The 22,761-nt window shown below is 53.9% G+C and carries 24 protein-coding genes; 7 read left to right on the top strand and 17 right to left on the bottom strand.

All coding sequences use genetic code 11. The features are described from left to right. Positions 1-132 precede the first annotated feature (132 nt). The gene (locus PHC90_01015) at positions 133-1,014 is read right to left on the bottom strand and encodes an HDOD domain-containing protein (protein MDD3844918.1); all 882 of its coding nucleotides are present in this window, start codon (positions 1,012-1,014) and stop codon (positions 133-135) included. 181 nt (positions 1,015-1,195) lie between these two features. Between PHC90_01015 and PHC90_01010 the strand changes: the two genes are divergently transcribed. From PHC90_01010 to PHC90_00995, 4 genes are all read left to right on the top strand, one after another. Next, positions 1,196-1,891, top strand: a complete 696-nt coding sequence (locus PHC90_01010) for a sigma-70 family RNA polymerase sigma factor (protein MDD3844917.1) — start codon at positions 1,196-1,198, stop codon at positions 1,889-1,891. Beyond that, positions 1,888-2,907 (top strand): zf-HC2 domain-containing protein, encoded by a 1,020-nt coding sequence (locus PHC90_01005; GenBank protein MDD3844916.1) that lies wholly within the window; start codon positions 1,888-1,890, stop codon positions 2,905-2,907. The genes PHC90_01010 and PHC90_01005 overlap by 4 nt, the downstream gene beginning before the upstream one ends. A gap of 284 nt (positions 2,908-3,191) precedes the next feature. After that, positions 3,192-3,887: a sigma factor gene (locus PHC90_01000; protein ID MDD3844915.1), complete on the top strand. Its 696-nt coding sequence runs from the start codon at positions 3,192-3,194 to the stop codon at positions 3,885-3,887. Next, positions 3,887-4,513, top strand: coding sequence for a hypothetical protein (locus PHC90_00995; GenBank protein MDD3844914.1), 627 nt, complete (start codon positions 3,887-3,889; stop codon positions 4,511-4,513). The genes PHC90_01000 and PHC90_00995 overlap by 1 nt, the downstream gene beginning before the upstream one ends. Before the next feature lie 18 nt (positions 4,514-4,531). Here the strand turns inward: PHC90_00995 and PHC90_00990 are convergent, their stop codons facing one another. The 5 genes from PHC90_00990 to PHC90_00970 all read right to left on the bottom strand — a co-directional run bounded on the left by PHC90_00990 (position 4,532) and on the right by PHC90_00970 (position 10,079). Further along, positions 4,532-4,951, bottom strand: coding sequence for a hypothetical protein (locus PHC90_00990; protein ID MDD3844913.1), 420 nt, complete (start codon positions 4,949-4,951; stop codon positions 4,532-4,534). 108 nt (positions 4,952-5,059) lie between these two features. Then, positions 5,060-5,812 (bottom strand): TVP38/TMEM64 family protein, encoded by a 753-nt coding sequence (locus PHC90_00985; GenBank protein MDD3844912.1) that lies wholly within the window; start codon positions 5,810-5,812, stop codon positions 5,060-5,062. Further along, positions 5,809-7,824 carry an ATPase, T2SS/T4P/T4SS family gene (locus PHC90_00980; protein ID MDD3844911.1) on the bottom strand — a complete coding sequence of 672 codons (2,016 nt, stop codon included), beginning with the start codon at positions 7,822-7,824 and terminating at the stop codon, positions 5,809-5,811. The genes PHC90_00985 and PHC90_00980 overlap by 4 nt, the downstream gene beginning before the upstream one ends. Before the next feature lie 182 nt (positions 7,825-8,006). After that, entirely contained in the window at positions 8,007-9,224 is a 1,218-nt protein-coding gene (locus tag PHC90_00975; GenBank protein ID MDD3844910.1) for a VWA domain-containing protein, read from the bottom strand. Between the two features lie 3 nt (positions 9,225-9,227). Then, the gene (locus tag PHC90_00970; protein MDD3844909.1) at positions 9,228-10,079 is read right to left on the bottom strand and encodes a MoxR family ATPase; all 852 of its coding nucleotides are present in this window, start codon (positions 10,077-10,079) and stop codon (positions 9,228-9,230) included. A gap of 331 nt (positions 10,080-10,410) precedes the next feature. Between PHC90_00970 and PHC90_00965 the strand changes: the two genes are divergently transcribed. Continuing rightward, the gene (locus PHC90_00965) at positions 10,411-11,601 is read left to right on the top strand and encodes a pyridoxal phosphate-dependent aminotransferase (protein ID MDD3844908.1); all 1,191 of its coding nucleotides are present in this window, start codon (positions 10,411-10,413) and stop codon (positions 11,599-11,601) included. Positions 11,602-11,606: 5 nt separating this feature from the next. Next, positions 11,607-12,782, top strand: coding sequence for a pyridoxal phosphate-dependent aminotransferase (locus PHC90_00960; protein MDD3844907.1), 1,176 nt, complete (start codon positions 11,607-11,609; stop codon positions 12,780-12,782). A gap of 89 nt (positions 12,783-12,871) precedes the next feature. Here PHC90_00960 and bioD read toward each other — a convergent pair whose 3' ends face one another. The 11 genes from bioD to PHC90_00905 all read right to left on the bottom strand — a co-directional run bounded on the left by bioD (position 12,872) and on the right by PHC90_00905 (position 22,151). Then, complete coding sequence (gene bioD, locus PHC90_00955; GenBank protein MDD3844906.1) at positions 12,872-13,579, bottom strand: dethiobiotin synthase; 708 nt, start codon at positions 13,577-13,579, stop codon at positions 12,872-12,874. Beyond that, on the bottom strand, positions 13,579-13,788 hold the full coding sequence (locus PHC90_00950; GenBank protein ID MDD3844905.1) for a DUF350 domain-containing protein: 210 nt from the start codon (positions 13,786-13,788) through the stop codon (positions 13,579-13,581). The genes bioD and PHC90_00950 overlap by 1 nt, the downstream gene beginning before the upstream one ends. Before the next feature lie 12 nt (positions 13,789-13,800). Then, entirely contained in the window at positions 13,801-14,442 is a 642-nt protein-coding gene (locus tag PHC90_00945; protein ID MDD3844904.1) for a redox-sensing transcriptional repressor Rex, read from the bottom strand. A gap of 280 nt (positions 14,443-14,722) precedes the next feature. Continuing rightward, positions 14,723-15,508, bottom strand: a complete 786-nt coding sequence (dapB, locus tag PHC90_00940) for a 4-hydroxy-tetrahydrodipicolinate reductase (GenBank protein MDD3844903.1) — start codon at positions 15,506-15,508, stop codon at positions 14,723-14,725. Between the two features lie 25 nt (positions 15,509-15,533). Continuing rightward, positions 15,534-16,433, bottom strand: a complete 900-nt coding sequence (dapA, locus tag PHC90_00935) for a 4-hydroxy-tetrahydrodipicolinate synthase (protein ID MDD3844902.1) — start codon at positions 16,431-16,433, stop codon at positions 15,534-15,536. Positions 16,434-16,444: 11 nt separating this feature from the next. Continuing rightward, positions 16,445-17,248: a diaminopimelate epimerase gene (dapF, locus tag PHC90_00930; GenBank protein MDD3844901.1), complete on the bottom strand. Its 804-nt coding sequence runs from the start codon at positions 17,246-17,248 to the stop codon at positions 16,445-16,447. A gap of 14 nt (positions 17,249-17,262) precedes the next feature. Then, positions 17,263-18,522 (bottom strand): diaminopimelate decarboxylase, encoded by a 1,260-nt coding sequence (lysA, locus tag PHC90_00925; protein ID MDD3844900.1) that lies wholly within the window; start codon positions 18,520-18,522, stop codon positions 17,263-17,265. Between the two features lie 3 nt (positions 18,523-18,525). Continuing rightward, the gene (locus PHC90_00920; protein MDD3844899.1) at positions 18,526-19,548 is read right to left on the bottom strand and encodes a hypothetical protein; all 1,023 of its coding nucleotides are present in this window, start codon (positions 19,546-19,548) and stop codon (positions 18,526-18,528) included. Further along, entirely contained in the window at positions 19,520-20,893 is a 1,374-nt protein-coding gene (gene argH, locus PHC90_00915) for an argininosuccinate lyase (protein MDD3844898.1), read from the bottom strand. Before argH ends, PHC90_00920 begins: the two co-directional genes overlap by 29 nt. Next, positions 20,890-21,564: a YggS family pyridoxal phosphate-dependent enzyme gene (locus PHC90_00910; GenBank protein ID MDD3844897.1), complete on the bottom strand. Its 675-nt coding sequence runs from the start codon at positions 21,562-21,564 to the stop codon at positions 20,890-20,892. The genes argH and PHC90_00910 overlap by 4 nt, the downstream gene beginning before the upstream one ends. After that, on the bottom strand, positions 21,561-22,151 hold the full coding sequence (locus PHC90_00905) for a Maf family protein (protein ID MDD3844896.1): 591 nt from the start codon (positions 22,149-22,151) through the stop codon (positions 21,561-21,563). Before PHC90_00905 ends, PHC90_00910 begins: the two co-directional genes overlap by 4 nt. Positions 22,152-22,293: 142 nt before the next feature. Between PHC90_00905 and PHC90_00900 the strand changes: the two genes are divergently transcribed. Then, positions 22,294-22,611, top strand: a complete 318-nt coding sequence (locus PHC90_00900; protein MDD3844895.1) for a divalent-cation tolerance protein CutA — start codon at positions 22,294-22,296, stop codon at positions 22,609-22,611. The last annotated feature ends 150 nt before the right edge of the window (positions 22,612-22,761 follow it).

Genomic DNA, 22,761 nt, shown 5'->3' with positions numbered 1-22,761 from the left:
TCACGCGTTCCGCGGTTTTACACCAGCAAAAGGGATGTCTCGGGTTTCAGGGGAAGAGCCCGGACCGTAAAGGCAATGAACGATTGTTTGTTTTCGACCTGAAACGTGAAACCTGGGACCTGTAACGGTCTCCTAGGCTGTCAGGATCGTTTGCATCTCGAAGATCTCCTCGTCAACCGCCTCGAGATCACAAACGAACTTGAAGAAGTCAACGGTGGAGATGCCCGGCGAGATCTCGGACAGGGCCCGGAAAGCATCCGTTTCCTCAAGAACTATCCCGCCTCTGTCACCGCCGAAACCGAAGTATCTCACCCGTGCCAGTTCGTCGGCAAGGGCACAAACGGCAACGGTGGCGCGCGTCTCTTCAGAGCACCGGGAAATAGCATGGTGATATCGTGCCACGTCCGCGAGGGTGAAGGGGAATCTCCACCTGTCCATGATCATCCCGCCTATGGTATCGTGTGATTCTCCGATGATCCTCTTTTCCACCTCGATCATGGGGACGCATTCCTCGTGCGTAACCTGTATCACGATCCTGTACACTTCGTGGGCAAAACGGTCAAGCACCACCTTGCCGATATCGTGAAGGAGGCCGCCGAAATATATTGTGTTCCCATCACCGACAGCCAGTTCCCGGCATATCTTCTTCGCGATAACGCCCGTGGCGACGGAGTGCTTCCAGAATTCCTGCATGTCGAATGTCCCCGCATCCACCGGGGGTTTCAGCGCCTGATACGCCCCGCAGGAAACGCAGATCATTCCAATCTCCTTCACGCCGAGCATCCTTACGGCGCGGTCAACATTGGCAACTTTGTTGGTCAGGCGATAAAAGGCGGAATTGGCTACCTTGAGGACGTTCATGCTCATCGGCGGGTCCTTCGCAATTATCCTGGCTATGGCGTTCATGTTCGTGTTCTCGTCATCCAGTGCCTTGAGAAGTTCCACGATGACAAGAGGAATGGGTGGAATGAAATTAATGACCGTCTCGAGTTTCTTTGCAAAATCCGTTATCACAGGCGCCAAACCTATTGGGGATTCCCGCAGGATCACCTCTGCCGGTAAGAATATCATCGGCCAAAGCGTGTAATCCCTTAAGAATACTTCGCCCTCTGCCGCAGTGAACTTTTTTTTCCTTTGCAATCAGCTCCATAGTGCTGTAAAACATCAAAAAATCTCCTGATCTCACTCCGGCCGGATGGAAACTATCACACTCACATGGCACAGCATAGCGCACCTGATCATCAGGCATGGAACAAAACCGCCCGGCGGGCTGTCTCAAACCGAAGAAGGGCGGCCCCGGGAAAACAGGGACGAAGATTCTCAATACGTCGCCTTATGCCGGGAAGGCGAACCGGCGGCCTTCGAGGTCCTGGTGAGGAGACATCAGAAGAGGATGTTCAACATCGCATATCGCATGACGGGTAACTATGAGGACGCGGGCGACGTGGTGCAGGAGGCTTTCCTCTCCGCATACAGGACGATCAAGCAATTTCGCGGCGAGGCCAAATTCTCGACATGGCTTTATGGCATCGTCGTTAACCATGCCCGGAACAGAATGCGCCAGACAAACAGCAGATCATACCATGAGCCGGTTCGTTTCGATGATCCGCCTTCGCGCGAAGAAGGAGGTCCCGCCATCGATCCTCCATCGCGCGATATTTCCGCCGTTGACTTGCTTGTGCAAAAAGAGACCCAGCAAAAGGTGCAGAGTTGCATCAATGGCCTCGACAAAGAACATCGGGAGGTCCTTGTCCTCAGGGACATCCAGGGATTCTCCTACGAAGAGATCACGGGTATGCTGGGCATTCCCGACGGCACTGTGAAATCCCGGCTTTCCAGGGCCCGCAACGCCCTTAAGGACAGCCTTAAAAAGGTGTTTGGTGACATATGAGACAATGTCGCGACATCGAGGAGCAACTCACAGCCTACCTTGACGGCGTTCTCGAAGCCGGAGAGAAGGAGAGCGTCGAGGAGCATCTTTCGACCTGCTCTCATTGCCTCACCGCCTTTAAGGACCTGCAAAGGACCCGGGAGATCCTCGCCCGGTTGGATGAGGTCGATCCGCCGTCAGGTCTGGCGGAACAGATAATGTCCCGGATCCACGAAAGGGAAGAGCGAAGGAAGGGCCTCTTCGCAAAGTTGTTCTTTCCGCTCCACATAAAGATTCCCGTGCAGGCGCTGGCGACTATTCTCGTCGTAGTCCTATCCGTATATATCTATAAGACCACTCTGCCGGAAATGGGAAACTTTGAACGTGTCCCAGAGCCGCAGGTTACAGGGACAGGGTCCCCGGCCGCAAAAAAAGATATCTCTCCGAAAATACCGGCGGCCGCACCCGCACCGCAACGTTCGTCGCGCAAAGCACAGGCGGAGAAAAAAGAACCGGCGCCGCCGCCGCAGACGGCGGCCGCACCCGACATAGCCCCGCATGACGAAAAGACCTTTGTCCCTGAAACGCACGCCGATGACAATAATGCTTTGTCGTTTTCAAAAGCCGCCCCTCCACCCAGGGAGGAGCGCCTCAAAACCCGAGGTACGGCCGTGAGGGAAGAAAAAAGCAAGGCTCCCGAAGCACAGCACATACCGCCTCTTCCCACCGGGCCGCGGGATGTTCGAAGCCACATCGCGATGACGGCAGGTAACCACGGTGAGGCCGCGGGTCAAGCGAAGATGATAATGCGTTCCCTCGGAGGCACCGGGATCGTGGAGAGGGCTGAAGGTAATACTGCTATAGTTTCGGGGTGGATCGACACCGCGGTTCTTGGTGATTTGACGGACCGGTTAAAAGAGATTGCCGCCGTGGACGAATCGAAGAGCTCTTTCGTGTCCGGCATGAGGACCGCATTCATCGAGATCCACATATCGGGGACCGACAGCGGTCGTGAGGAGAAACCTGCCGACAGGTAGCGACCCCTCTCCTCCCGGGATGTCATCTCGGGAACCGCTCACTTGCCCTTGCCGCACACACCTGAGCATCTGACATTCACCGAGCAACGAGCACACGCGAACGGCGATGCAAACGGGAGCCCACGTGTAATTCCTGTTGACAAATTTCGTGGCGGACATGTATGTTATTGTCGAGTCGGGGGCGGCTCGTAGGTTTAAACATCAAGACCATAGGGTTTCGAAAAAGGGAGACGTATCGGGAGAGTTGACCCTTGTGCGCCACCATGACATTAAACACATCGAGTATGACAGACAGCCAGTCAATTCTCAGAAATAAGTGTCTTCACCCGGCGATCGATCGCACGCACGCACCGGTCCGGCTTGCCGTGACCGCTCTTTCCATAACGCAAACGGTACGGTCAAGGATTCCGTCAAGCAAAAGCAAATATGACAGGAATGAAAAGGTTGATGAACTATACCGCACGTGGTCGCAGTCGTCCGGAGATGATCCCGAAAGCCGGTATGAGAATGTCATTCTCCTTTTCTACGAACTCTACAGGCCGAAGATCGTGGCGATAGCAAGAAAGTACAGGGCTTTGAGCCCGGTCTTCGATGATGACGATCTTCAGCAAACCGGGCTTCTTGGGATCTTCCAGGCCTTAACGAAGTACGATCATGGCGAGCACATAAATATGAGATTTTCCACCTATCTCGAATGGTCCATACGGAATGTCTTTCAACGCACCATAGGTTACACCGATAAATTCGTCGAGATCTGTGACAAAAATGACGACTTCCTGTATGTTATGAGTTACCGGGAATTCCTGGTAAAAAAGAGGGCCATCATATCCGAGGGGCATAGATACGTCATCAGATCGAGGCAATGCTATCTCTCGGATGTATATCCTCTTTCGGACCATAACCTGCATAATGTGCCCGCTCTTCACCAGGTCGCCGCGGAACACACCGACGACTGCCATGATCAAGGGGACAAGAGATAATGGATAGCGGAAAAGGGGGAGTGTCCCCGGAATCCATTCACAACAATCGTGACGTTCCGCCCGACAACGCGGCGGCCAGGCAACTTGAAGACATAAAAGAAAGGGCCCTGAAGGTCCTTGCGAATTACGAGAAAACAAAGGCCGCGATCAGAAAAGAGGTACGGAAGGAATATGCAACCGAGATCCGTCATCTTGAGAACGAACGTTTGCAGAGGGAACGTGTTGTGAAAGAAAAGATGATCGAGATCGACCGACTGGAGAGCAGGATAGAATCCCTGAACAGCGAGGTCTTTGGGCTTCGATCAAAGAGCAAATTATGGGAACACGAATGCGCGAGGATATCAGATGTGTATCACAGGACGGTGACGTATTATTCGAATCCCGGGCTTGTAGAGGTACAGCTTCAGGTCATCCTGGAATATGCAGATGCTCTTATCAGGTTTGTCGGGGCGCAAAAATGGGGACGCGATACCGTCCTCATGGCAGAGAGATACCGCGACTCCATCCACGCAAAACTACACGAAATCGTCCGGGAGATCGACATGAACCCCAAGGAGGATACGTCTCTCGTCTCGGCACGAAACAACATTAATGCGGCGCCGGTGGATAATGACACGAAAGTTTAACTGATGACTTCTAACTCTTTATTTCTTTACAACCTTCATCGGTTTTGAACAACATACAACATCGCAGACACCGACACAGTTGCAGGCGGTATCCACAGAAACGATCAACCCGCAAACACTGCACGAATACTTTGTCCCCTTCTTGCTGACGGCTTTTGCCGCCGCAGGTTTTGCTTTCGCGGGAGCTGCCTTCTTCACTGCAGGTTTTGCTTTCGCGGGAGCTGCCTTCTTCACTGCAGGTTTTGCCTTCGCGGGAGCCGCCTTCTTCACTGCAGGTTTTGCTTTCGCGGGAGCTGCCTTCTTCACTGCAGGTTTTGCCGCTGCAGGTTTTGCCTTCGCGGGAGCTGCCTTCTTTGCCGGCGCCTTCACCGTCTTCTTGGTTTCCACTTTTGTAGCTGTTGCCGCTTTACTTTTCGTCGTCGAGCATTTTGTCCCCATGATTCCCCCTCGCTTAGTTTTTCGTAACGCAAAACTATTTAATTTTTATTGTATATCAATAAAACATTCTGTCAAGAAAGAATGTGAAAAAAAGGCGTTTATTTCAAATTACTTCCGGCGGAGGAGATGGCGGATCTTGCGGACGGTTTCGATGATCGCTCTCATCAGCGAGCTTCTCACCAGGTAAAGAACAAAGGTCAGGACAATGCTTACGGAAAGAAGAACGAAGAACAGGCGGTATTGCTGCGAGTATACTGCGGTGCCCTGCATGGTAAGCATTAAGGTTCCCGGCAATCTTCCAAATACATTCATTATGATGAAATCGATCAATCTGATGCGGGTCAATCCCAGAAGATAGCACAACGAATCCTTCGGAAAGCCGGGGATGAGAAAGAGAATGAAAGAGACGTTGAGTCCTTTGTGGGTGACAAAAAAATTGAACTTGTCTATGTAATCCTTTTTTACGATCTTCTCCACGAATCGCAATCCGAGCATCCTCGATATCGTGAAGGCAGCAAGAGAGCCGATGGTGAGACCGACGGTGGAAAGGATCGCGCCCCATGTGTTCCCGAAAATAAGCCCGCCGACAAACCCCGTTATCTCTCCGGGCACCGGGGCAAAAACAACCTGGAGAGATTGGATCACGACAAACATAAGCCCGGCGAAAGGTCCGAAGGAGAGGATGAAGAGGCGTAATTGTTTGTAGTCGAGGAAGAAACGGTAATAGGCAAAGATCTCTTTCCACGCACCCTCCTGATAGGAATAGAAAATGAGAAAAATGAGAAGAAGGGTCAGGAGAGCAAGGATGGAACGCAATACGTGGGAGAGGGCCTTTGATTTTACGAGAGACGTTCGGATCAATTCTGAACCGCGACAGTCCGCAGGACTTCGTCGACCGTGGTAAGTCCTTCACCAAGAAGGATCAGGCAGTACTCTTTGAGGGATTTCATACCGCTTCTGAGCGCCGCGTCCCTGATCGCCAGAGTATCAGCGCCTTCCGCAACAAGGTGCCTGAGTTCCTCGTTGACGATAAGCACTTCATACACCCCGATCCTTCCCTTGTATCCCGTCCCCCCGCACACGTCGCACCCTTTTCCCTTGTGCAATATTGTGTCTTCGCTGAGGTCCAGGTATTTCAGGATTATGGGGTCAGGCTGGTAGGATTCCTTGCACTTGCCGCAGATCCGACGGACGAGGCGCTGAGCTACGATGCCGATGACGGAAGTGGAAATGAGAAAGGGCTCGATGCCCATTTCAGAAAGCCGCATGAACGTGCTGGGGGCATCGTTCGCATGGAGGGTCGTGAAGACGAGGTGACCTGTGAGTGCCGCCTCGACAGCGATCTTCGCGGTTTCCGTGTCACGCGTTTCACCGACGAGGATGATGTCCGGATCCTGTCTGAGGAAAGCCCTGAGCACCCGCGCAAAGTCGAGTCCGATATCGGAGTTCACCTGCACCTGGTTCACGCCCTCGAGATCATATTCGACGGGGTCTTCCACCGTGGAAATGTTGACGCCTATGTCATTGATCTCGGCCAGCGAACTATAGAGTGTCGTACTTTTCCCCGATCCTGTCGGACCGGTGACGTAGATGATGCCATAGGGCTTCTTGATCATGCCGCGGACAAGATCAAGGACGGGCACGTGCGAGATGAGTTTGTCGAGACCCATCGTTGTGTTCGACTTGTCGAGAATCCTTGTGCAGATCTTTTCCCCGAACTTCGTCGGCACAGTAGACACACGAAAGTCGACGGACTTGCTGCCGAGCTTGATGGTGATCCTGCCATCCTGAGGAAGCCGGCGCTCGGTAATGTCCAGTTTCGAAATGATCTTCACCCTGCTGATGAGCGGCAGCTGCACCTTCTTGGGAAGCATCATCTCTTCGTGCAGAACACCGTCGACACGGTATCGAACACGCAGTCCGCGCTCCATTGGTTCGATGTGGATGTCGCTTGCGCCCTTTTTAAGGGCCATGGCGATGATGTTGTTCGTCAGCCGGATTATGGGAGCGCCTTCAGCTTCGCGGGCAAGATCGGTGATGCCCGAATCGTCATCCTGACCATCGTCGAACTCGACGTCTTTCATGATGTCCGACTGAATGTGATCCATGGAGTCGAGAAAATCATCAAGGTTGACCTCGGGCTTTTCTTCAACGAGAGGCTTGGTAATGATCTTGTATTCGCCTTCCATGAATTGTTTGAAATCCTCATCGGTAACGATGACCTGATCGAGGGCAATGCTTTTCGTGAACTTCGCCTTGATCAGCTTGCGCGCTTCATCGAGGGCGATGATGTCCTGCGGGTTCACCATGGCGATCGTCAGGCTTCCGTTGCCGTAAGAGGTGGCCAGCATCCTGTACTTCAAGGCCACAGGCTCGGGTATGACGGTTATGAAATCGGGATCGATCCTCAGCGTCTGCATAAGGACGACGCCCATGCTTTTTTGCGTGTTCATCTCCTCGATACGCTCTGCCACTATCTTGTTGATGGAGATGGAAATGCTCGGATGTTCGAGGAGAAGCGCATCGAAGTCCTTCTTTTCAAGGACAAAGAGTTCCGTGGCGGCGATCGCCATGACCGTGGCGGAGCGAGGCTTGCCGGTAAGGAGCGCCATCTCTCCAAAACAAGCACCCATACCCAGCGTCGCTATGGTGAGGTCGACGCCGAGGTTCTGCTCCCTCTTCTTCACTTCGACCTGTCCATTCTTGATGATAAACATGGCGTCCCCGGAGGCGCCTTCACGAACGATGGCCGTGTTCGGAGGATAGACCCTTTCTCGCAGTTTCGTTGAAAGCTTTTCCAGATCGCCGTCTTCAAGAGCACGGAATAGTTCCGTGTTCTTGAGAGACGAAACCCTGTCCATTACAGCGCTCACTGTGACACCTTCCAGGGTCTTGAACCGCAGTCGTTCATCTGTCCCTGAGCTCCACCCTGATATTGAGTTCACGAAGCCGGCTTGGAGCCAGCCTGCTGAAAATTATAAAGGATATTCTTAAAAATAGTAATAGTTATTTTTCTCTGCCGACGACACATGACCGGCCTTTACCGCGAGGATCTTTACTGATGAAGAAGGTTCTTCGTCTTCGATGTCAATGCCTTTATCGCATCCTTGAGACCGTCGATGGTAAGCTCATACATGGGAAAGATCTTGCCGATAGTGTCGACGGTGTAGTGTCCCCAGAAGTTCCTGTGCGTCGGGTTGAGCCATACCGACTGGGGAAAATGGTCGCGTATCCGTGAAAGCCAGTCGAGGCCGGGTCTATCGTTGGTCGAGAAATAATCGATGCAGCCGTTGATCTCGAAAAGCTCGGAATAGGCCATCCGGGCGTCGCCGACAAGTATCAGCTTATAGTTCTTGTTGAAAAGCGAGAAGAGCTTTTCCGTCGGCACGTTCTTGTAGTTGGCCATATCCTCATAGAGATCCTGGTAGATGCAATTGTGGAAGAAGTAGTAGCGGAATTCCTTGAAGTGGTTCGCCTGGGTTGCGGCGGAGAAGAGCTTCTCGCACAGCTCCGTATAGGGCAGCATCGACCCGCCGGTATCCATGAGGAGGACGATCCGTACCGAATTCTCCCGCGACCGGTTGAAGACGAGTTCGATCTCGCCGCCTTCTTTCGCTGTTTTATCGATAGTCGCCTCGATGTCGAGCTCTTCTTCGGAGCCCTCGCGCTTGAGCTCCCGCAGTTTCTTGAGGGCCATCTTCGTCTGTCTCACGTCGAGAATGATGTCGTTGCGATAATTGCGGAACCTGCGCTCCGTAGCGACCTTGGAGGCCGACTGCATCCACGACTCTCCTCCGACCCTGATCCCTCCGGGATGATATCCGTATGCACCGAAAGGAGATTTGCCTCCCGTGCCCACCCATTTATGCCCGCCGTCATGACGCTCTTTCTGCTCTTTCAGCCGCTCCCTGAACTGACGCATCAGTTCTTCCAGATCGTGGGTACGCTTGAATTCCTCGAGCTGTCTCTGAAATTCCATTACCTCTTCGGGGCTCATCTTCGGCAACCGGTTAAGCGGGTTCTCGAGCCATCCGAGCACCTTGTCCAGATCCACGTCTTCGGTGACTATACCGCCAAAGAACTCCTGAAAGGCAAGGTCGTAGGCATCATAATACGCCTCGCTCTTGACGAGAAAAGCCCTGCCTATATGGTAAAGGTGGTTGAGGCTCGATTGAAAATGGCCTTCGTACAGCGCCTCCATGAAGGACATCCATTCCTTGATGGATACGGGTACGCCCTTCCTTCGCAGAACGTAGAAAAAATCTATGAACATGAGTTACCTTCTCTTAAAACCAAATCCGCCCTGATTCGTCGAGACACGTACAAACCTGTCCGTATCCTGTTCGTTCTTCAGGAGTGTTCCCAGAAAGGGGATCTCGTTGTTGATCTTGTCGATCTTGATGCCGCCCAAAGCAAGGGCCTTTATCCAGTCGAGGAGTTCACTGGTGGATGGTCTCTTTTTCAGTCCGTCCATCTCCCGAATCCAGTAGAATTTCTTCAATGCCTCCTTGACGAGCTTATCTTCGATGTCGGGATAGTGGACCCTGATGATCCTCTCCATCATTTCGCCGTCGGGAAATTCGATGTAGTAGAAAAGACACCTTCTAAGAAAGGCATCGGGAAGCTCTTTTTCGGAGTTGCTCGTGATTATGACGATGGGCCTGTGCTTTGCCGAAACCTCTTCGTCAAGCTCATTGACATGAAACGTCATCTCGTCGAGTTCGTTGAGAAGATCGTTGGGGAATTCGATGTCGGCCTTGTCGATCTCGTCAATCAGCAGGATGACCTGCTCATCGCTGTTAAATGCCTGGCCGAGTCTTCCCATCTTGATATACTGCCTGATATCGCTGATGTCCTTATCCTTGAACCGTGCGTCGTTAAGTCTCTGCACCGTGTCGTAGACGTAGAGACCATCACGAGCCTTGGTGGTTGATTTTATGTTCCAGATCAAAAGCTTTTTGTTCAGTGCCCGGGCAATACTGTGGGCCAGAAGGGTTTTTCCCGTGCCTGGCTCCCCTTTTACAACGAGGGGTTTTTTCAGGATCACCGATACATTGACAATCTCCATAAGTGGTTTCGACGCTATATAGTCTTCGCTGCCGTTATATCCCTGTGAACCGCCTGCCATAATGTGGCCTCCTTACGAAAGTGAAAAATTCCGCCATATTATAAGGTCTGCGGGCGCCAATGTCAATCTGTATGCCATCCGCTTCCTCCCGGCGCATGGAGACATCATGCTAATCTTTTCCTTGACAAACATTTAACAGTAATCTTTAATGTTCCTATGGTCAGACTGTTTGCATCTTTCTTTTACTTTTACTTTTTTAGAAGCCTGCACCCAGGCATAGCTTTGCGATAAAAAGCAAAGGGCCATGGGTGCAAGGACCCATGGCCCTTTTTTGTTTCAGGAGCCATGGGGCCCGATAGACCCATGGCTTTTTTTATGGAAAGGAGAACCGATGATCGTTTCCCAACAGATTCAAAAACTGATAGCCGACCAGGAAGGGTGGACACGGAGGATGTTCGAGGAAGGCCTCAAGATAAAGAAGCTATACGGCGAAGAGAACGTCTATGACTTCTCTCTGGGGAATCCCGACACAGAGCCTCCCCGGGAGTTGCAGAAGATGATCGCCGAGACGCTTCTCGATCCCCCGAAGGGCATGCACCGCTACATGACCAACAGCGGTTACGAGGAAGTGCGGCAGGAGATCGCCGGGTACCTCGAGGAAACCTACGGCCTTCCCTTCGCCGCCTCCCACGTTTTCATGACCAACGGAAGCGCGGGCGGTCTCAACATCCTTCTCAAGAGCATGCTCAACAGAGGTGATGAGGTCATCGTCCCGACGCCTTTTTTCTGGGAGTTCAGAAACTATGTCCGTAATCACGGGGGCACCTTGAAAACCGTGAGATCGAAGGACGACTTCCAGCTTGACGTCGACAGGATTGCCGCGGCCATAACCCGGAAAACAAGGGCTGTTCTCCTCAACAGCCCAAACAATCCGACGGGCGCCGTATATTCCCAGCGAAGCGTCACAGACCTGGTGGCGCTCCTCAATGCGAAGCGCTCCGAGGGACAAGACATCTATCTCATAGCCGATGACGCATACCGGAAGCTTGTTTACGACGGCATCACCCTGCCAAACCTTTTCAAGGCCTACGAACTGACCTTCTCCATAAACTCCCATTCAAAGGACCTGGCCCTACCCGGGGAGCGGATCGGTTACATAGCTATTTCTCCTCTCATGCCCGATTCCGGCCTGCTCATATCCGGCCTTATGATCACCCAAAGAACCCTTGGTTTCGTCAATGCCCCCGCTTTGTTTCAGCGGATCGTCTCGAAGTTTCAGCGCACTTCCGTCGATATCGGCGAATATCAGAGCAAGAGGGACACCCTTTACAATGCGCTGATGGAGGGCGGTTTTGAATGTGTGAAACCGGAAGGCGCCTTCTACATGTTCCCCCGCTCGCCCATTGCCGACGAACTCAACTTCGTCAGGATGCTGCAGCAGGATGAGAGGATCATGGTCGTACCGGGAAGGGGTTTCGGCAAGAAAGGTTATTTCAGGATCGCATACTGTGTCCCGATGGAGACGATCCTCAAAAGCGCGGAAGGATTCGTCAGGATAGGAAAACGTTTTATAAAGAGGTGATTCAAATGGGTATTTCAAAAGCCATCAGCAAGTCGATGAGAGATTCTTCATGGATAAGGGCCATGTTTGAGGAAGGCGAAAAGATGAAAAGGATACACGGGCCCGAAAACATACTCGACTTCACCCTCGGCAACCCCGACGTGGAGCCTCCCGCTCAGTTGAAGGAAGAGCTTGTCCGAATCGTCACCTCGGAGACTCCCGGCATGCATCGCTACATGACGAACAGCGGCTACGAGGATGTGCGCGCCGAGATAGCGGACTTCCATGGCCAGAGGACAGGATTGCCCTTTACCAAGGACCACATCGTGATGACCGTCGGGTCCGCCGGCGGGATGAACGTTGTACTGAAATCCCTCCTTGATCCCGGAAACGAGGTCATCGTGCTCGCTCCTTTCTTCGTGGAATTCAAGTTCTATATCGAAAACCACGGCGGAGTGATGAAGCTTGTAGAAACAACAGAGGATTTCCACCTCGATGTCGGCAAGATCGAGGAGGCCATAACGAGAAGGACCAAGGCCATCATCATCAACTCCCCGAACAATCCCACGGGCGCCGTCTACAGCGAGAAAGAGATCCTCGACCTCGCCGCCGTTCTTCACAGGCGCAGGGAGAAGGGACAGCGCATATTTCTCCTGTCTGACGAAGCATACAGGAAGATCCTCTACGACGGGGTCGTTCTTCCCGATGTATTCAACATCTATGAGGACACCCTATCGGTGACCTCTCATTCCAAGGACCTGGCATTGCCGGGAGAACGCATCGGCTACATCTGCGCCTCGCCGCGCATCACGAATCTCAAGCCCCTGATGGACGCCATGATCTTTTCGAACAGGATCCTCGGATTCATCAACGCCCCGGCCCTCATGCAACGTCTTGTGGGCAGGTTCCAGAAGAACAGCGTGGACGTTCTTGACTATCAGCGGAAAAGGGACGTCCTCCATGACATCCTCGTGGAGGCGGGCCTGAGTGTCGTCAAGCCCATGGGCGCCTTCTACATGTTCCCCAGGTCACCTATCCCCGACGACATCACCTTCGTCAGGGAACTCCAGAAACACCGCATCCTCGCAGTCCCCGGTGTCGGCTTCGGCACTCCCGGCTACTTCCGCCTCGCCTACTGCATCCCCATGGACGTGATAGAGCGGTCGAGGAAGTCTTTCCTGGAACTGGGGTTGAAGAAATAGAGAGATAATTTGCCAATGATCAATCACCAGACGAAAAGCCAGACAATGGATGAGCTGTCGTTGGTCATTGAGATTTGGTTATTCGTTATTCACGCCAGCAGCGCTTCGCAGTTGATGTGCTTCTCGAACAGTCCTGCCAGCCTTTCCCTGTCCACGCCTTTTTCGAAAAGGTTCGGCGTGTAGGGGAAGACCCCCAGAAGGGGCACGTCGAGGTATTTTTCCAGCATGCCGGGGTTCGTTTGGGAGGCCACGTCGTTCTCACCCTGCTGGTCGTTGAGAATGACACCGAGAACCTTCACGCCGATGGACTTGAGATGGGCGCAGGTGAGGAGGGTGTGGTTGATGGTTCCCAGGGTGAGCCTCGATACGACGATGACGGGAGTATTCCAGGATCGGATGAGGTCGGCATAGAAGAATCCTTCGGTGATGGGTACGAGAAGACCGCCTGCTCCTTCGACGATGACCACGTCATGATGGGCTGCAAGTGCGTTGTACGCTGACGTGACAAAATTCATGTCGATCACTGCTTTTTCCAGGGAAGCTGCCGCTTCAGGTGCAAGGGGCGCTTTAAAAAGATACGGGTTTATCTCGCTTATGGCGTCCTGCGAGCCCGAGGCCTTCTTCAGGGTCCAGGTGTCGCCGCAGTCCCTTTCGCCCGTTGTTTCGATGCCGCTTTCGAAAGGCTTCATGACTCCCACATCAAGGCCCTTCCTCGTCGAGAGATAGGCCGCAATGCCTGAGGAGATAACGGTCTTCCCCACACCGGTGTCGGTACCCGTTACAAAAATACTCTTCATTATTTCACTATGGAGGCGAGAAGGATCGCGAGACCCGTGAACACAGACGCGCATACGAGCGCCAATGCGAAATTGTTCTCGTCAGAGATCTTCTTTTCGAAATCGGTGGTGAAGGTAGCCCCGATGACCTTCACGGCGACAAGGGCGAGTATAATATACACCGCCGCATAAATAAGCATCTCCACCGCGTTTGCAAGTACCTTCCACATGGTTGCCTCTGACTAATTCGACAAATAATATACCAGATTGTCAAGCGCTGATGTGAAGAAAAGATTTCTCAATTTCACGTCCCCTGATGTCCGCACAGGCGCCGGCGAGAAGTTGAGGATGCCCTTGATCTTCGCCTCGATAAGCTGATCGGCGACCTTCTGGGCCTCCTGGGGAGGCGTTGTTATAATGCCGATCTCTATGTTGCGGGCATTTACGACCTCTTTCAGCCGGTCGATATGGAGAATCTCCACCGGTTTGCCCACGCGCTCGGAAATGCGCCCGATCACCTGTTCAGGATAAAGGTCGAAGGCGGCGACGATCTTGTAGTTCTGCTTGAGGAAATCCTTGTAGACGAGGAGGGCGCTTCCCATGTTGCCGACACCGACAACGGCTATGCGCCATTCCCGGTTGATCCCCAGTATCTCTTTTATGTGTCTCTTGAGGTCTTTTACATTGTACCCCATGCCGCGGATGCCGAACTCTCCGAAATAGGCGAAATCTTTTCGTACCTGCGCTGCGTTGACATTGCAGATATTGGCGATCACGGCACTCGAGGCGACCTTTTCGCTCTTGCCCTCGAGATCGACCATACATTTCAGGTAGCTTGAGAGTCTTCGTATCGTCGCTTCGGGAATCTTGGAAAATTTTGCCATCTCTCTACCCTTCTCTGCCTTAGTTTTCCCTTTTGTTTCATATGTGTAACAGTTCCAGAGGTGTTTTGCAAGAGAAAAATTTAACAAGCTGGGGGTAACCGCGCACAGCCGCGTCATGCCTCATTCGACAGAGGAAAAGATGGCCAGGTTTCAAGTTTCAGGCTAAAAGACCGGGGGGGTAACCGGCACATTTCCGCTTTTCACGTAAACCGTGCTATACAATGTTGTTTTGAAACTTGGAACCGAAAACCTGAAACTATCTTTCACCTAAGACTATTCTTCACAGTCCCAGCACGTCTTTCATCGAGTAGATACCCGGCGGCTGCTCCACGAGCCATTTTGCAGCCATGAGCGCTCCCCGGGCAAAGTTGTCCCGCGACCAGGCCTTGTGCGTCAACTCGAGGCGCTCGCCGATACCTGCAAAATAGAGGGTATGTTCACCGACGATATCCCCGCCGCGGATACTCATGACGCCGATCTCATTTTTCTTTCGTTCACCCGTCATACCCTCACGCCCGAAGACCTCGATCCAACTGCGGGCCTTCTGCCCCGTCTCGACGGCATCCTTGATCCTGAGGGCTGATCCGCTGGGGGCATCCTTTTTCCAGCGGTGGTGAAGCTCGACGATCTCAGCGTCGTAGGCGTCTCCCAGGATTGAGGAGACCCTCTGCGCCAGATCGAAGAGAACGTTCATCCCGATGCTCATATTGGGTGAAATCACTGCCCGGGCGCCCTTCGTTTCCCTGATAAGCCGCAGGGTGTCGTCCTTAAGGCCGGTCGTGCCGATGACATGGGCCACGCCTTTTTCGGCGGCCGTTCTGAAATGATTCATTGAGGCCCCCGCCTCGGTGAAATCGACGACCACGTCCGCTCCAGTCATTGCCTGTGACGGCTCGTCCGTGACAAGAGGGGGTTTCCCGGCCATGAGGTCGTGTGCCTGTCCTATCATGGGATGGCCTTCCAACTCGACGAACCCGGCTATCTCGATATCTGCATCCTCGAGGGCGAGCCTTGTTATGGCACGGCCCATCTTTCCGCATGCACCCGTTATGACCACTTTTACCATATCCCGTACCTCTTTTGTTCGGGAACTAGCCCTTTCGCCTGCCTTTTCCCACGAGTCCGTATTCACCGAGAAGGCCGCCAATGAAAGCGGCATTCTTGTCGCTCATGGCGCAAAGGGGCAGACGATACTCGCGCGCGACCATTCCCATCCTGTAAGCCGCCTCTTTGACGGGTATAGGGTTTGTTTCAATGAACATCGCCTGGAAAAGGGGCATCAATTTCGTGTGGATCTTGATGGATTTCGCTATGTTCTTTTCGATCATGAAGGCCCTGTAAAGGGATTTAAGCTCTTTCGGCAGGATATTCGAAATGACGGATATGACACCGACTGCTCCGACGCTCATCATCGGGAGAAAGAGATTGTCATCCCCCGAGAGAATGGTGAACCTGCCCTTCGTAAGGCGATAGATCTCCGACACCTGCGTCAGTGAACCGGCGGCCTCCTTGATCCCTATGATATTGCGCACCTTTGCCAGTTCCGCTATCGTTTCCGGCACCATGTTGATACCCGTGCGCCCCGGTATGTTGTAAAGAATGATGGGCATCCGGGTCTCTTCGGCGATCGCCTTGAAGTGCGACAGGAGCCCTTCCTGCGTCGGCTTGTTATAATAGGGGGTGGTGAGAAGACAGGCGTCCGCACCGAGTTTCTTTGCCGATGCGGTCAGCTCGATTGCTTCCGCGGTGCTGTTGGAGCCGGTACCCGCGATGACAGGCACCTTTCCCCCGACGTGCTTAACGGTAAGCTCTATGACCTTCTCATGCTCCTCGTAGGAGAGCGTGGGGGCTTCACCCGTCGTTCCGCAGGGCACGATGCCATCGACACCGCCTGCCAGCTGGAACTGGATGAGCTTTTTCAGTGCCTTCTCATCGAGGGAACCCCCGCGAAAAGGCGTGACAAGCGCCGTATAAATACCTTTCAATTCCATGGCTTCTCCTTTCACAAAAGTGCTTCCTCATGCAGCTCGCCCTTGTAGATGAACCTGGCGTCGCCCTCGAGATAAACCTCATCATTGATGTATATCTTCAGTATCTCGCCGCCCCTGGTATGGATATTGACGGGACTCCTGGCAAGGGATTTCTCCCTGAGAATGACCCCCGACGCCACTGCTCCCGTCCCGCAGGCCAAGGTCTCCCCTTCCACGCCCCGCTCGTAGGTCCGCACCCTGGCGTTGTCCTTATCGATGACCTCCACGAAATCCACGTTCGTGCCTTTTGTGCCGAACACCTTGTGGTACCGTATCATTCTACCGAGCTCGTCGACGGGCACATGATCGATGTCGCTGACCAGAAGGACCGCGTGGGGAACCCCCGTGTTGACGCTGCTGACGAAAAGCTCTTTGTCTTCAAGAGCGACCGCATAGTCGAGCTTCGTATCCACCGGGCGCGTGAGCTGCAGCTTCACCTTCTGCCCGTGAACCTCGGCCTTGATGATGCCTGCGACAGTCTCAAAAGACATTTTTTTTCCCGCTATGCCGTTCATGAAGGCGAATCGAGCTGCACAGCGGCCGCCGTTGCCGCACATCTCCGCCTCGGAGCCGTCGGCGTTGAAGAACCGCCAGCAAAAATCGTGGCCCCTGGAATTCTCGATAAGTATTACGCCGTCGGCGCCGACGGAATGGTGGAACCTGCATATCTTTGCAACAAAGTCGAAAATATCGGGAAACCTTTCGTAGACCTTCCCGTCACGGTTGTCTATTATCACGAAGTCGTTTCCGCTGGCGCTCATCTTTGAAAAGCCCATTTGTATCACGTTCTCTATACCTCCAGGAAATGCGGGATAGACTCCCCGCGGGTCAGGTCTTTGAGGCTCTCCCGTCTCCTGACCACGAAAAACTCGCCGCCCCTTACAAGGACCTCCGCGGTCCGGCGACGGGAATTATAGTTCGATGACATGGCAAAACCATACGCGCCGGCGCCCCTGACGGCAAGGAGATCGCCTTCCTTCAGGTCGGCAAGCTCCCGGTCTTTCGCAAAGAAATCACCGGATTCGCAAATGGGCCCCACGAGATCGACGACCACCGTCTTTCCCGTGTGCTCCTCAACAGGCAGGATCTTGTGGTACGCATTGTACAGCGAAGGCCGCACGAGATCGTTCATGGCGCCGTCGACGATATAGAAGGTCTTCCCGGCGGTCACTTTGACATAGAGCATCTTCGTGACGAAGATTCCGCTGTTGCCGACGATGACCCTGCCGGGCTCAAGGACCAGCGTTACATCCATGTCCCCCAGGTTCTCCCTGACCACCCTGGCGTATTCTGCGGGATCCGGCGGGACCTCATCCTTGTACGTGATGCCCAGGCCGCCTCCGATATCAAGCATCTCGACGGCTATGCCCTGTCCTTTAAGCTCAAGGATCATCGTTCTCAAGGACGTCACGGCCTCGATGAAGGGGCCTAGTTCAAGGATCTGGGAACCTATGTGTGACGAGATGCCGACAGGCGCGAGGTATTCTTCGGCGGCTATCTCGCGGTAGAGCCGCACCGCTTCGCCCCAGAGCACGCCGAATTTGTTCTTCTTGAGTCCCGTCGTGATGTAGGGATGGGTCTTCGGGTCGATCTCGGGATTGACGCGGATGGAAACGGGGACCCGTTTCTTCATTTTTCGTGAGAGCTTTTTCAGGGCCGTCAGCTCTCCTTCCGATTCAATGTTTATCATCCGGATCCCGGCGTCGATGGCATAGCGAAGGTCTTCAGCGCTCTTTCCCACGCCGGAGTAAACGATCCTCTTCGCCGGTATTCCGGCTTCGAGCGCCCTGTATAGCTCCCCGCCTGAAACGATGTCGGCGCCCCCATCAAGTTTCGCGACGGTCCTCAGGAGGGCACCGTTTGGATTAGCCTTCAGAGAATAACAGACCATATGGGGCGTTTCACCGAAGGCCCCGTCGAATATACGAAAATGCCTTTCGAAGGTTCCGTGGCTGTACAGGTAGAAAGGGGTCCCCACCCTCCTGGCAACGGCCTTTACGGGGACGTCCTCACAAAACAGTTCTCCATTGCGGTATTCAAAATAATCCATATCTCACTCTTTCTGGATGATCGATTCCTGTGACGGCTCGCTCTCGTTCCCCACAGCGTCGACAGCGGTGACATGGTAAGCGATGAAACGATAATCGGGAGCGCTCGTATCGAGGAACCTTCTCTCTTTCAGGGGCGCGCTGTTCAGCTTCACCGCCTGTGAGCCCACGATGCGATAGACGTTGTACCCGCCCAGGTCCTTCTCCGTATTCGCCTCCCAGGTAACGACCATCGTATTTTCCTTTTTCTCCGCCCTGACACCCATCGGGGCTCCGGGAGGCGTCTTGTCCTTCGGTACGGCACTTATCTTCAGGCCCTCTCCCTCCAGCCCGGCCGGGGTTTGCGAAACCTTTCTCACCTCGTAGACATAGGTCTGGCCGTTCGTCAGCCCCGCATCCATGTAAAGCGACGTCGAAACCGGCCGGGGGTTCAGCGGTACGACAGGGTACCTGCCGTTGTCGTGGCGGTAGACATTATAGAGATACCCTTCTTCCTTCGTCCAGGATATCTCTACCCTGCCATCTCCTTCAACAACAGCAAGCGGACCCTGGGGAGGACCGGGGGGTTCTGCCCATTTAATGACGAGAGCGTTCGAAGCCTCGCCGCGGGTACCCATTTCGGTGACGGGATAGACCCTGTAGGCATAGTCGGTGCCGGGCATGAGATCATCGTCATAGAAATAGAGCCTGTTTGCGGCCAGGGTATACCCCTTCTTCTCTCCGAGCACAATTGTCCGCAGGGGCTGGAGGTCGGCCAGACAGGTGCCGCATCCTTTGACCACCCTGAAGCTTGCTATCTTCGGGTCCTCATCACCGGCGTTCTTTTCCTTCTTCCCGAAGCTGGCAGGAGGTGTGAAGGAGAGAAAAAGCACGCTGTCCCTGACCTCACCCCTGAGGTCGTTTATTACCCCCGCCTTCACCACGGCGATGGGTACGGGGCTTCCTTTCTTCCCGCAGGAACCAAAGGCGAGGACAAGGCAGAGGGCTGCAAGAATTACGCTACAGACCGAGATATTTCTTTTCAGCATCGATTACCTTCATTACCTCTTCAAAGGAAGCGCTTCCGATCGATCTTCTCATGCGCAGGGCACTGCGCGGCTTGATGTAATCGAAAACATCCCTTTCGAACAAGGGTGATAGCTCTTTCAATTGTTTGAGCGGCATATCGCCAAGGAGCTTCCCTTCATCTTCGCACCGGCGGACCGCGGCCCCGGCGACGCCGTGGGCCTCCCTGAAGGGCATGCCTTTCAGAGTCAGGTATTCGGCCACTTCCACGGCGGGCATGAAGCTCTCCTCGGCCGCCCTTTCCATGTTCTCTTTTCTCGTCTTCAAACCTTCTACGCACAACCCCATGATCGCGAGGGCATCGCTTACCGTCCGGACGGCATGGAACAGGGGCTCCTTGTCCTCCTGGAGATCCCGGTTATAGGTGAAAGGCAGTCCTTTCAATATGGTGAGCACGCCAAAGAGGTCCGCGATCACCCTGCCGGACTTGCCGCGGATGAGCTCCAGCGCATCGGGGTTCTTCTTGTGGGGCATCAGGCTCGAACCGGTGCAGAGTTCGTCGGGCAGGGATATGAAAGAGAATTCCTGCGTTGCAAAAAGAATGAGGTCCTCGGAGAACCTGCTCAGGTGCACCATGATGACGGCTGCCGCGTAAAGGGCGTCGACGACGAAGTCCCTGTCCCCCACGGTATCCATGCTGTTCTCGGTGATCCGCGAAAAACCGAGCTTCTTTCTCACCCACTCCCGGTCAAGGGGTATCGTCGAACCGGCAAGGGCGCCGCTTCCCAGAGGCAGGACATCGACCGTCGTCAGTGCCCCTTGAAGCCGCACCCTGTCCCGTTTCAAGGCATAATAATGGCCGAGAAGATAATGGGAGAAAGGCACGACCTGGGCCCTCTGAAGGTGTGTATAGCCGGGCATGATGACCTTTTTTTCTTTTTCGGCCTTTGTGAGGAGCGCCGTGAGGACCCCAACGAGATTCCCGTCGATCCTGCCGAGTTCTTCCTTCAGGAAAAGACGCATGTCGAGGGAGACCTGGTCATTCCGGCTCCGTCCCGTGTGGAGTTTCTTGCCCGCCTCACCGGTCTTTTCGATGAGCCGCGCCTCAATGTGCATGTGGATGTCTTCGAGCGCATCGGTGAATTTGAACGAGCCTGAAGCTATCTCCTTTTCTATCTCATCGAGACCTTGCAGTATCTTCTTCTTCTCCGCAGCGGTGAGGATCCCGATCTTCTCAAGCATGCCGGCGTGCGCCTTGCTGCCTTCGATATCCTGACGATAGAGCTGACGGTCGACGTCTATTGATGCACTGAACCTCTCGAGAAGCGGGTCCGTGCCGCCCTTGAACCTTCCACCCCATGGTTTCATGGTCTCTCCCCGAACAGCGCCGTGCCGATCCTCACCATTGTGGCGCCTTCCTGCACGGCAACTTCGAAATCCGAAGACATGCCCATGGAGAGCTCCTTCATGGCAAGGCCGAACTCGGCGTTCATCATTTCAATGGTCCTTCTCAGTCCCCCGAATATGTCGCGGACCTTTTCAGGATCTTCGGCATAGGGCGGCATTGTCATGAGACCCACGGGCCTGAGGTAGCGCAACGACGAGGCCTTCTCCAGGATGCGCCGCAAGCCCTCCACATTGGTCCCGCTCTTCGTCGCCTCTCCCGCGAGGTTCACCTCGAAGAGGACATCCATTGGTTTTTCGCGCCTCTCGAGCCCATCCAGTATGGCGTCGCGATCGACGGTATGGACACAATCGAAGAGTGCCGGTATGTATTTGACCTTGTTGCTCTGGATGCTTCCTATCATGTGCCAGCGGGCCCGCGCGGAGCCGATCATCTCTATCTTTCCCTTCGCTTCCTGCACGTAATTCTCGCCGATGTCCCCTACGCCCGCCTCGATGGCCTCGATCACCCGGGAGGCATCGACGGTTTTCGTCACGGCAATTAGGGTCACCTCCGCCGGGTCTCTTCCCGCAACCTTGCACGCCCCGTCTATTCTTTCACGCACGGCCTCTACGGCATGCCGGATGGCGCTCATGAAAGGATGCCCAGCGAGAGAAGGACCTCCGTCACCTCGCATATCGGAAGCCCGACGACGTTCGAATAGGAACCCTTTATCTCCTTCACCATGTAGCCGCCCCTGCCCTGGACCGCGTAGGAGCCGGCCTTGTCGAGGGGTTCGGAGGTGCCGATATATTTCATTATTTCCTCATCGACAAGGTCCTTCATGAAAACCCTGGTCTCCACGGCATCGTGGCAGGTGATCTCCCTGTCAACGTTCAACACGCAAAACCCCGTTATGACCTTATGCCATCTCCCCTTGAGGAGCTGAAGCATCTTGAAGGCCTCCTCCTCGTTCACGGGCTTGCCGAGGATCCTGGTCTTGTAGACCACTATCGTATCGGCCCCTATTACCCATTTGTCGGGAAAATGTTTTCCCACCTTATGCGCTTTCTCATGGGAGATCCTCAGAACGTACTCGCGAGGTGTCTCTTCGAGCTTTCTGCTTTCGTCCACATCGGGCGGGATTATCGAAAAGGGGATGCCGAGCATCCGGAGGATATCCACCCTTCTCGTTGATTCACTCGCAAGTATGATCGCGTTTCCGTCATTTATCTGAAACATGGCAACCTCAAATTAATACACAACGTGTAAAACCTATTTGTAGTATAGAAAAATATATGAAATCTCCCATAATTTCAAGTTAAATTGTTCATGCAAGGCCGCTGAAGCGCCAATCGGCGGGACCAGTCAAGAGGAGGAAAACATGCCCGACATTATCCAGATAGTCACGACCATCGATAACAGGGAGGCCGCCGAGCGGCTGGGCAGGCACCTTATCGACGAAAGGCTCGTTGCCTGCTGCCAGATCCTCGGACCCATCAGGAGCATCTACCGGTGGAAAGGCAACGTGGAGGAAACGGATGAATGGTGCTGTGTCATGAAAACCAGACCATCCCTCTATCGACAGGCCGAAGAGGCCATAAGAAACCTCCACCCCTACGAAGTGCCGGAGATCATAGCCATGACCGTGAACAATGCGCTGCCCGATTATGCACGGTGGGTGGAAGCCGAAACTCGGTGATTGTTTTGGGTCCCAGGCGACAGGGCAACGCCCCTCAGAGAATGGCTATCTATCTTTGCTTAAAGGGGATTTCGCCATCCGAAACTTACCTTGACAATATATAGTGAACCTTCATATAATGTGTGAAATTTTTCATCATTTTTGGAGGGG

It is taken from the genome of Syntrophorhabdaceae bacterium, from assembly GCA_028698615.1.
GTDB lineage: Bacteria > Desulfobacterota > Syntrophorhabdia > Syntrophorhabdales > Syntrophorhabdaceae > Delta-02.
This window is presented reverse-complemented; position numbering and strand designations above follow the sequence as displayed.

Bases quoted from the DNA above. Each gene is read 5' to 3' on its own strand.
- PHC90_00910 (MDD3844897.1), bottom strand. From the start codon at position 21,564: ATGAGCGCCATCCGGCATGCCGTAGAGGCCGTGCGTGAAAGAATAGAC.
- lysA (MDD3844900.1), bottom strand. From the start codon at position 18,522: ATGGATTATTTTGAATACCGCAATGGAGAACTGTTTTGTGAGGACGTC.
- PHC90_00945 (MDD3844904.1), bottom strand. From the start codon at position 14,442: ATGGCAAAATTTTCCAAGATTCCCGAAGCGACGATACGAAGACTCTCA.
- PHC90_00975 (MDD3844910.1), bottom strand. From the start codon at position 9,224: ATGTTCATAGATTTTTTCTACGTTCTGCGAAGGAAGGGCGTACCCGTA.
- dapA (MDD3844902.1), bottom strand. From the start codon at position 16,433: ATGGAATTGAAAGGTATTTATACGGCGCTTGTCACGCCTTTTCGCGGG.
- dapF (MDD3844901.1), bottom strand. From the start codon at position 17,248: ATGGGCTTTTCAAAGATGAGCGCCAGCGGAAACGACTTCGTGATAATA.
- PHC90_01010 (MDD3844917.1), top strand. From the start codon at position 1,196: ATGGAAACTATCACACTCACATGGCACAGCATAGCGCACCTGATCATC.
- PHC90_00995 (MDD3844914.1), top strand. From the start codon at position 3,887: ATGGATAGCGGAAAAGGGGGAGTGTCCCCGGAATCCATTCACAACAAT.
- argH (MDD3844898.1), bottom strand. From the start codon at position 20,893: ATGAAACCATGGGGTGGAAGGTTCAAGGGCGGCACGGACCCGCTTCTC.
- PHC90_00965 (MDD3844908.1), top strand. From the start codon at position 10,411: ATGATCGTTTCCCAACAGATTCAAAAACTGATAGCCGACCAGGAAGGG.
- dapB (MDD3844903.1), bottom strand. From the start codon at position 15,508: ATGGTAAAAGTGGTCATAACGGGTGCATGCGGAAAGATGGGCCGTGCC.
- bioD (MDD3844906.1), bottom strand. From the start codon at position 13,579: ATGAAGAGTATTTTTGTAACGGGTACCGACACCGGTGTGGGGAAGACC.
- PHC90_01000 (MDD3844915.1), top strand. From the start codon at position 3,192: ATGACAGACAGCCAGTCAATTCTCAGAAATAAGTGTCTTCACCCGGCG.
- PHC90_00900 (MDD3844895.1), top strand. From the start codon at position 22,294: ATGCCCGACATTATCCAGATAGTCACGACCATCGATAACAGGGAGGCC.
- PHC90_00920 (MDD3844899.1), bottom strand. From the start codon at position 19,548: ATGCTGAAAAGAAATATCTCGGTCTGTAGCGTAATTCTTGCAGCCCTC.
- PHC90_01005 (MDD3844916.1), top strand. From the start codon at position 1,888: ATGAGACAATGTCGCGACATCGAGGAGCAACTCACAGCCTACCTTGAC.
- PHC90_00970 (MDD3844909.1), bottom strand. From the start codon at position 10,079: ATGGCAGGCGGTTCACAGGGATATAACGGCAGCGAAGACTATATAGCG.
- PHC90_00960 (MDD3844907.1), top strand. From the start codon at position 11,607: ATGGGTATTTCAAAAGCCATCAGCAAGTCGATGAGAGATTCTTCATGG.
- PHC90_00905 (MDD3844896.1), bottom strand. From the start codon at position 22,151: ATGTTTCAGATAAATGACGGAAACGCGATCATACTTGCGAGTGAATCA.
- PHC90_00950 (MDD3844905.1), bottom strand. From the start codon at position 13,788: ATGTGGAAGGTACTTGCAAACGCGGTGGAGATGCTTATTTATGCGGCG.
- PHC90_00990 (MDD3844913.1), bottom strand. From the start codon at position 4,951: ATGGGGACAAAATGCTCGACGACGAAAAGTAAAGCGGCAACAGCTACA.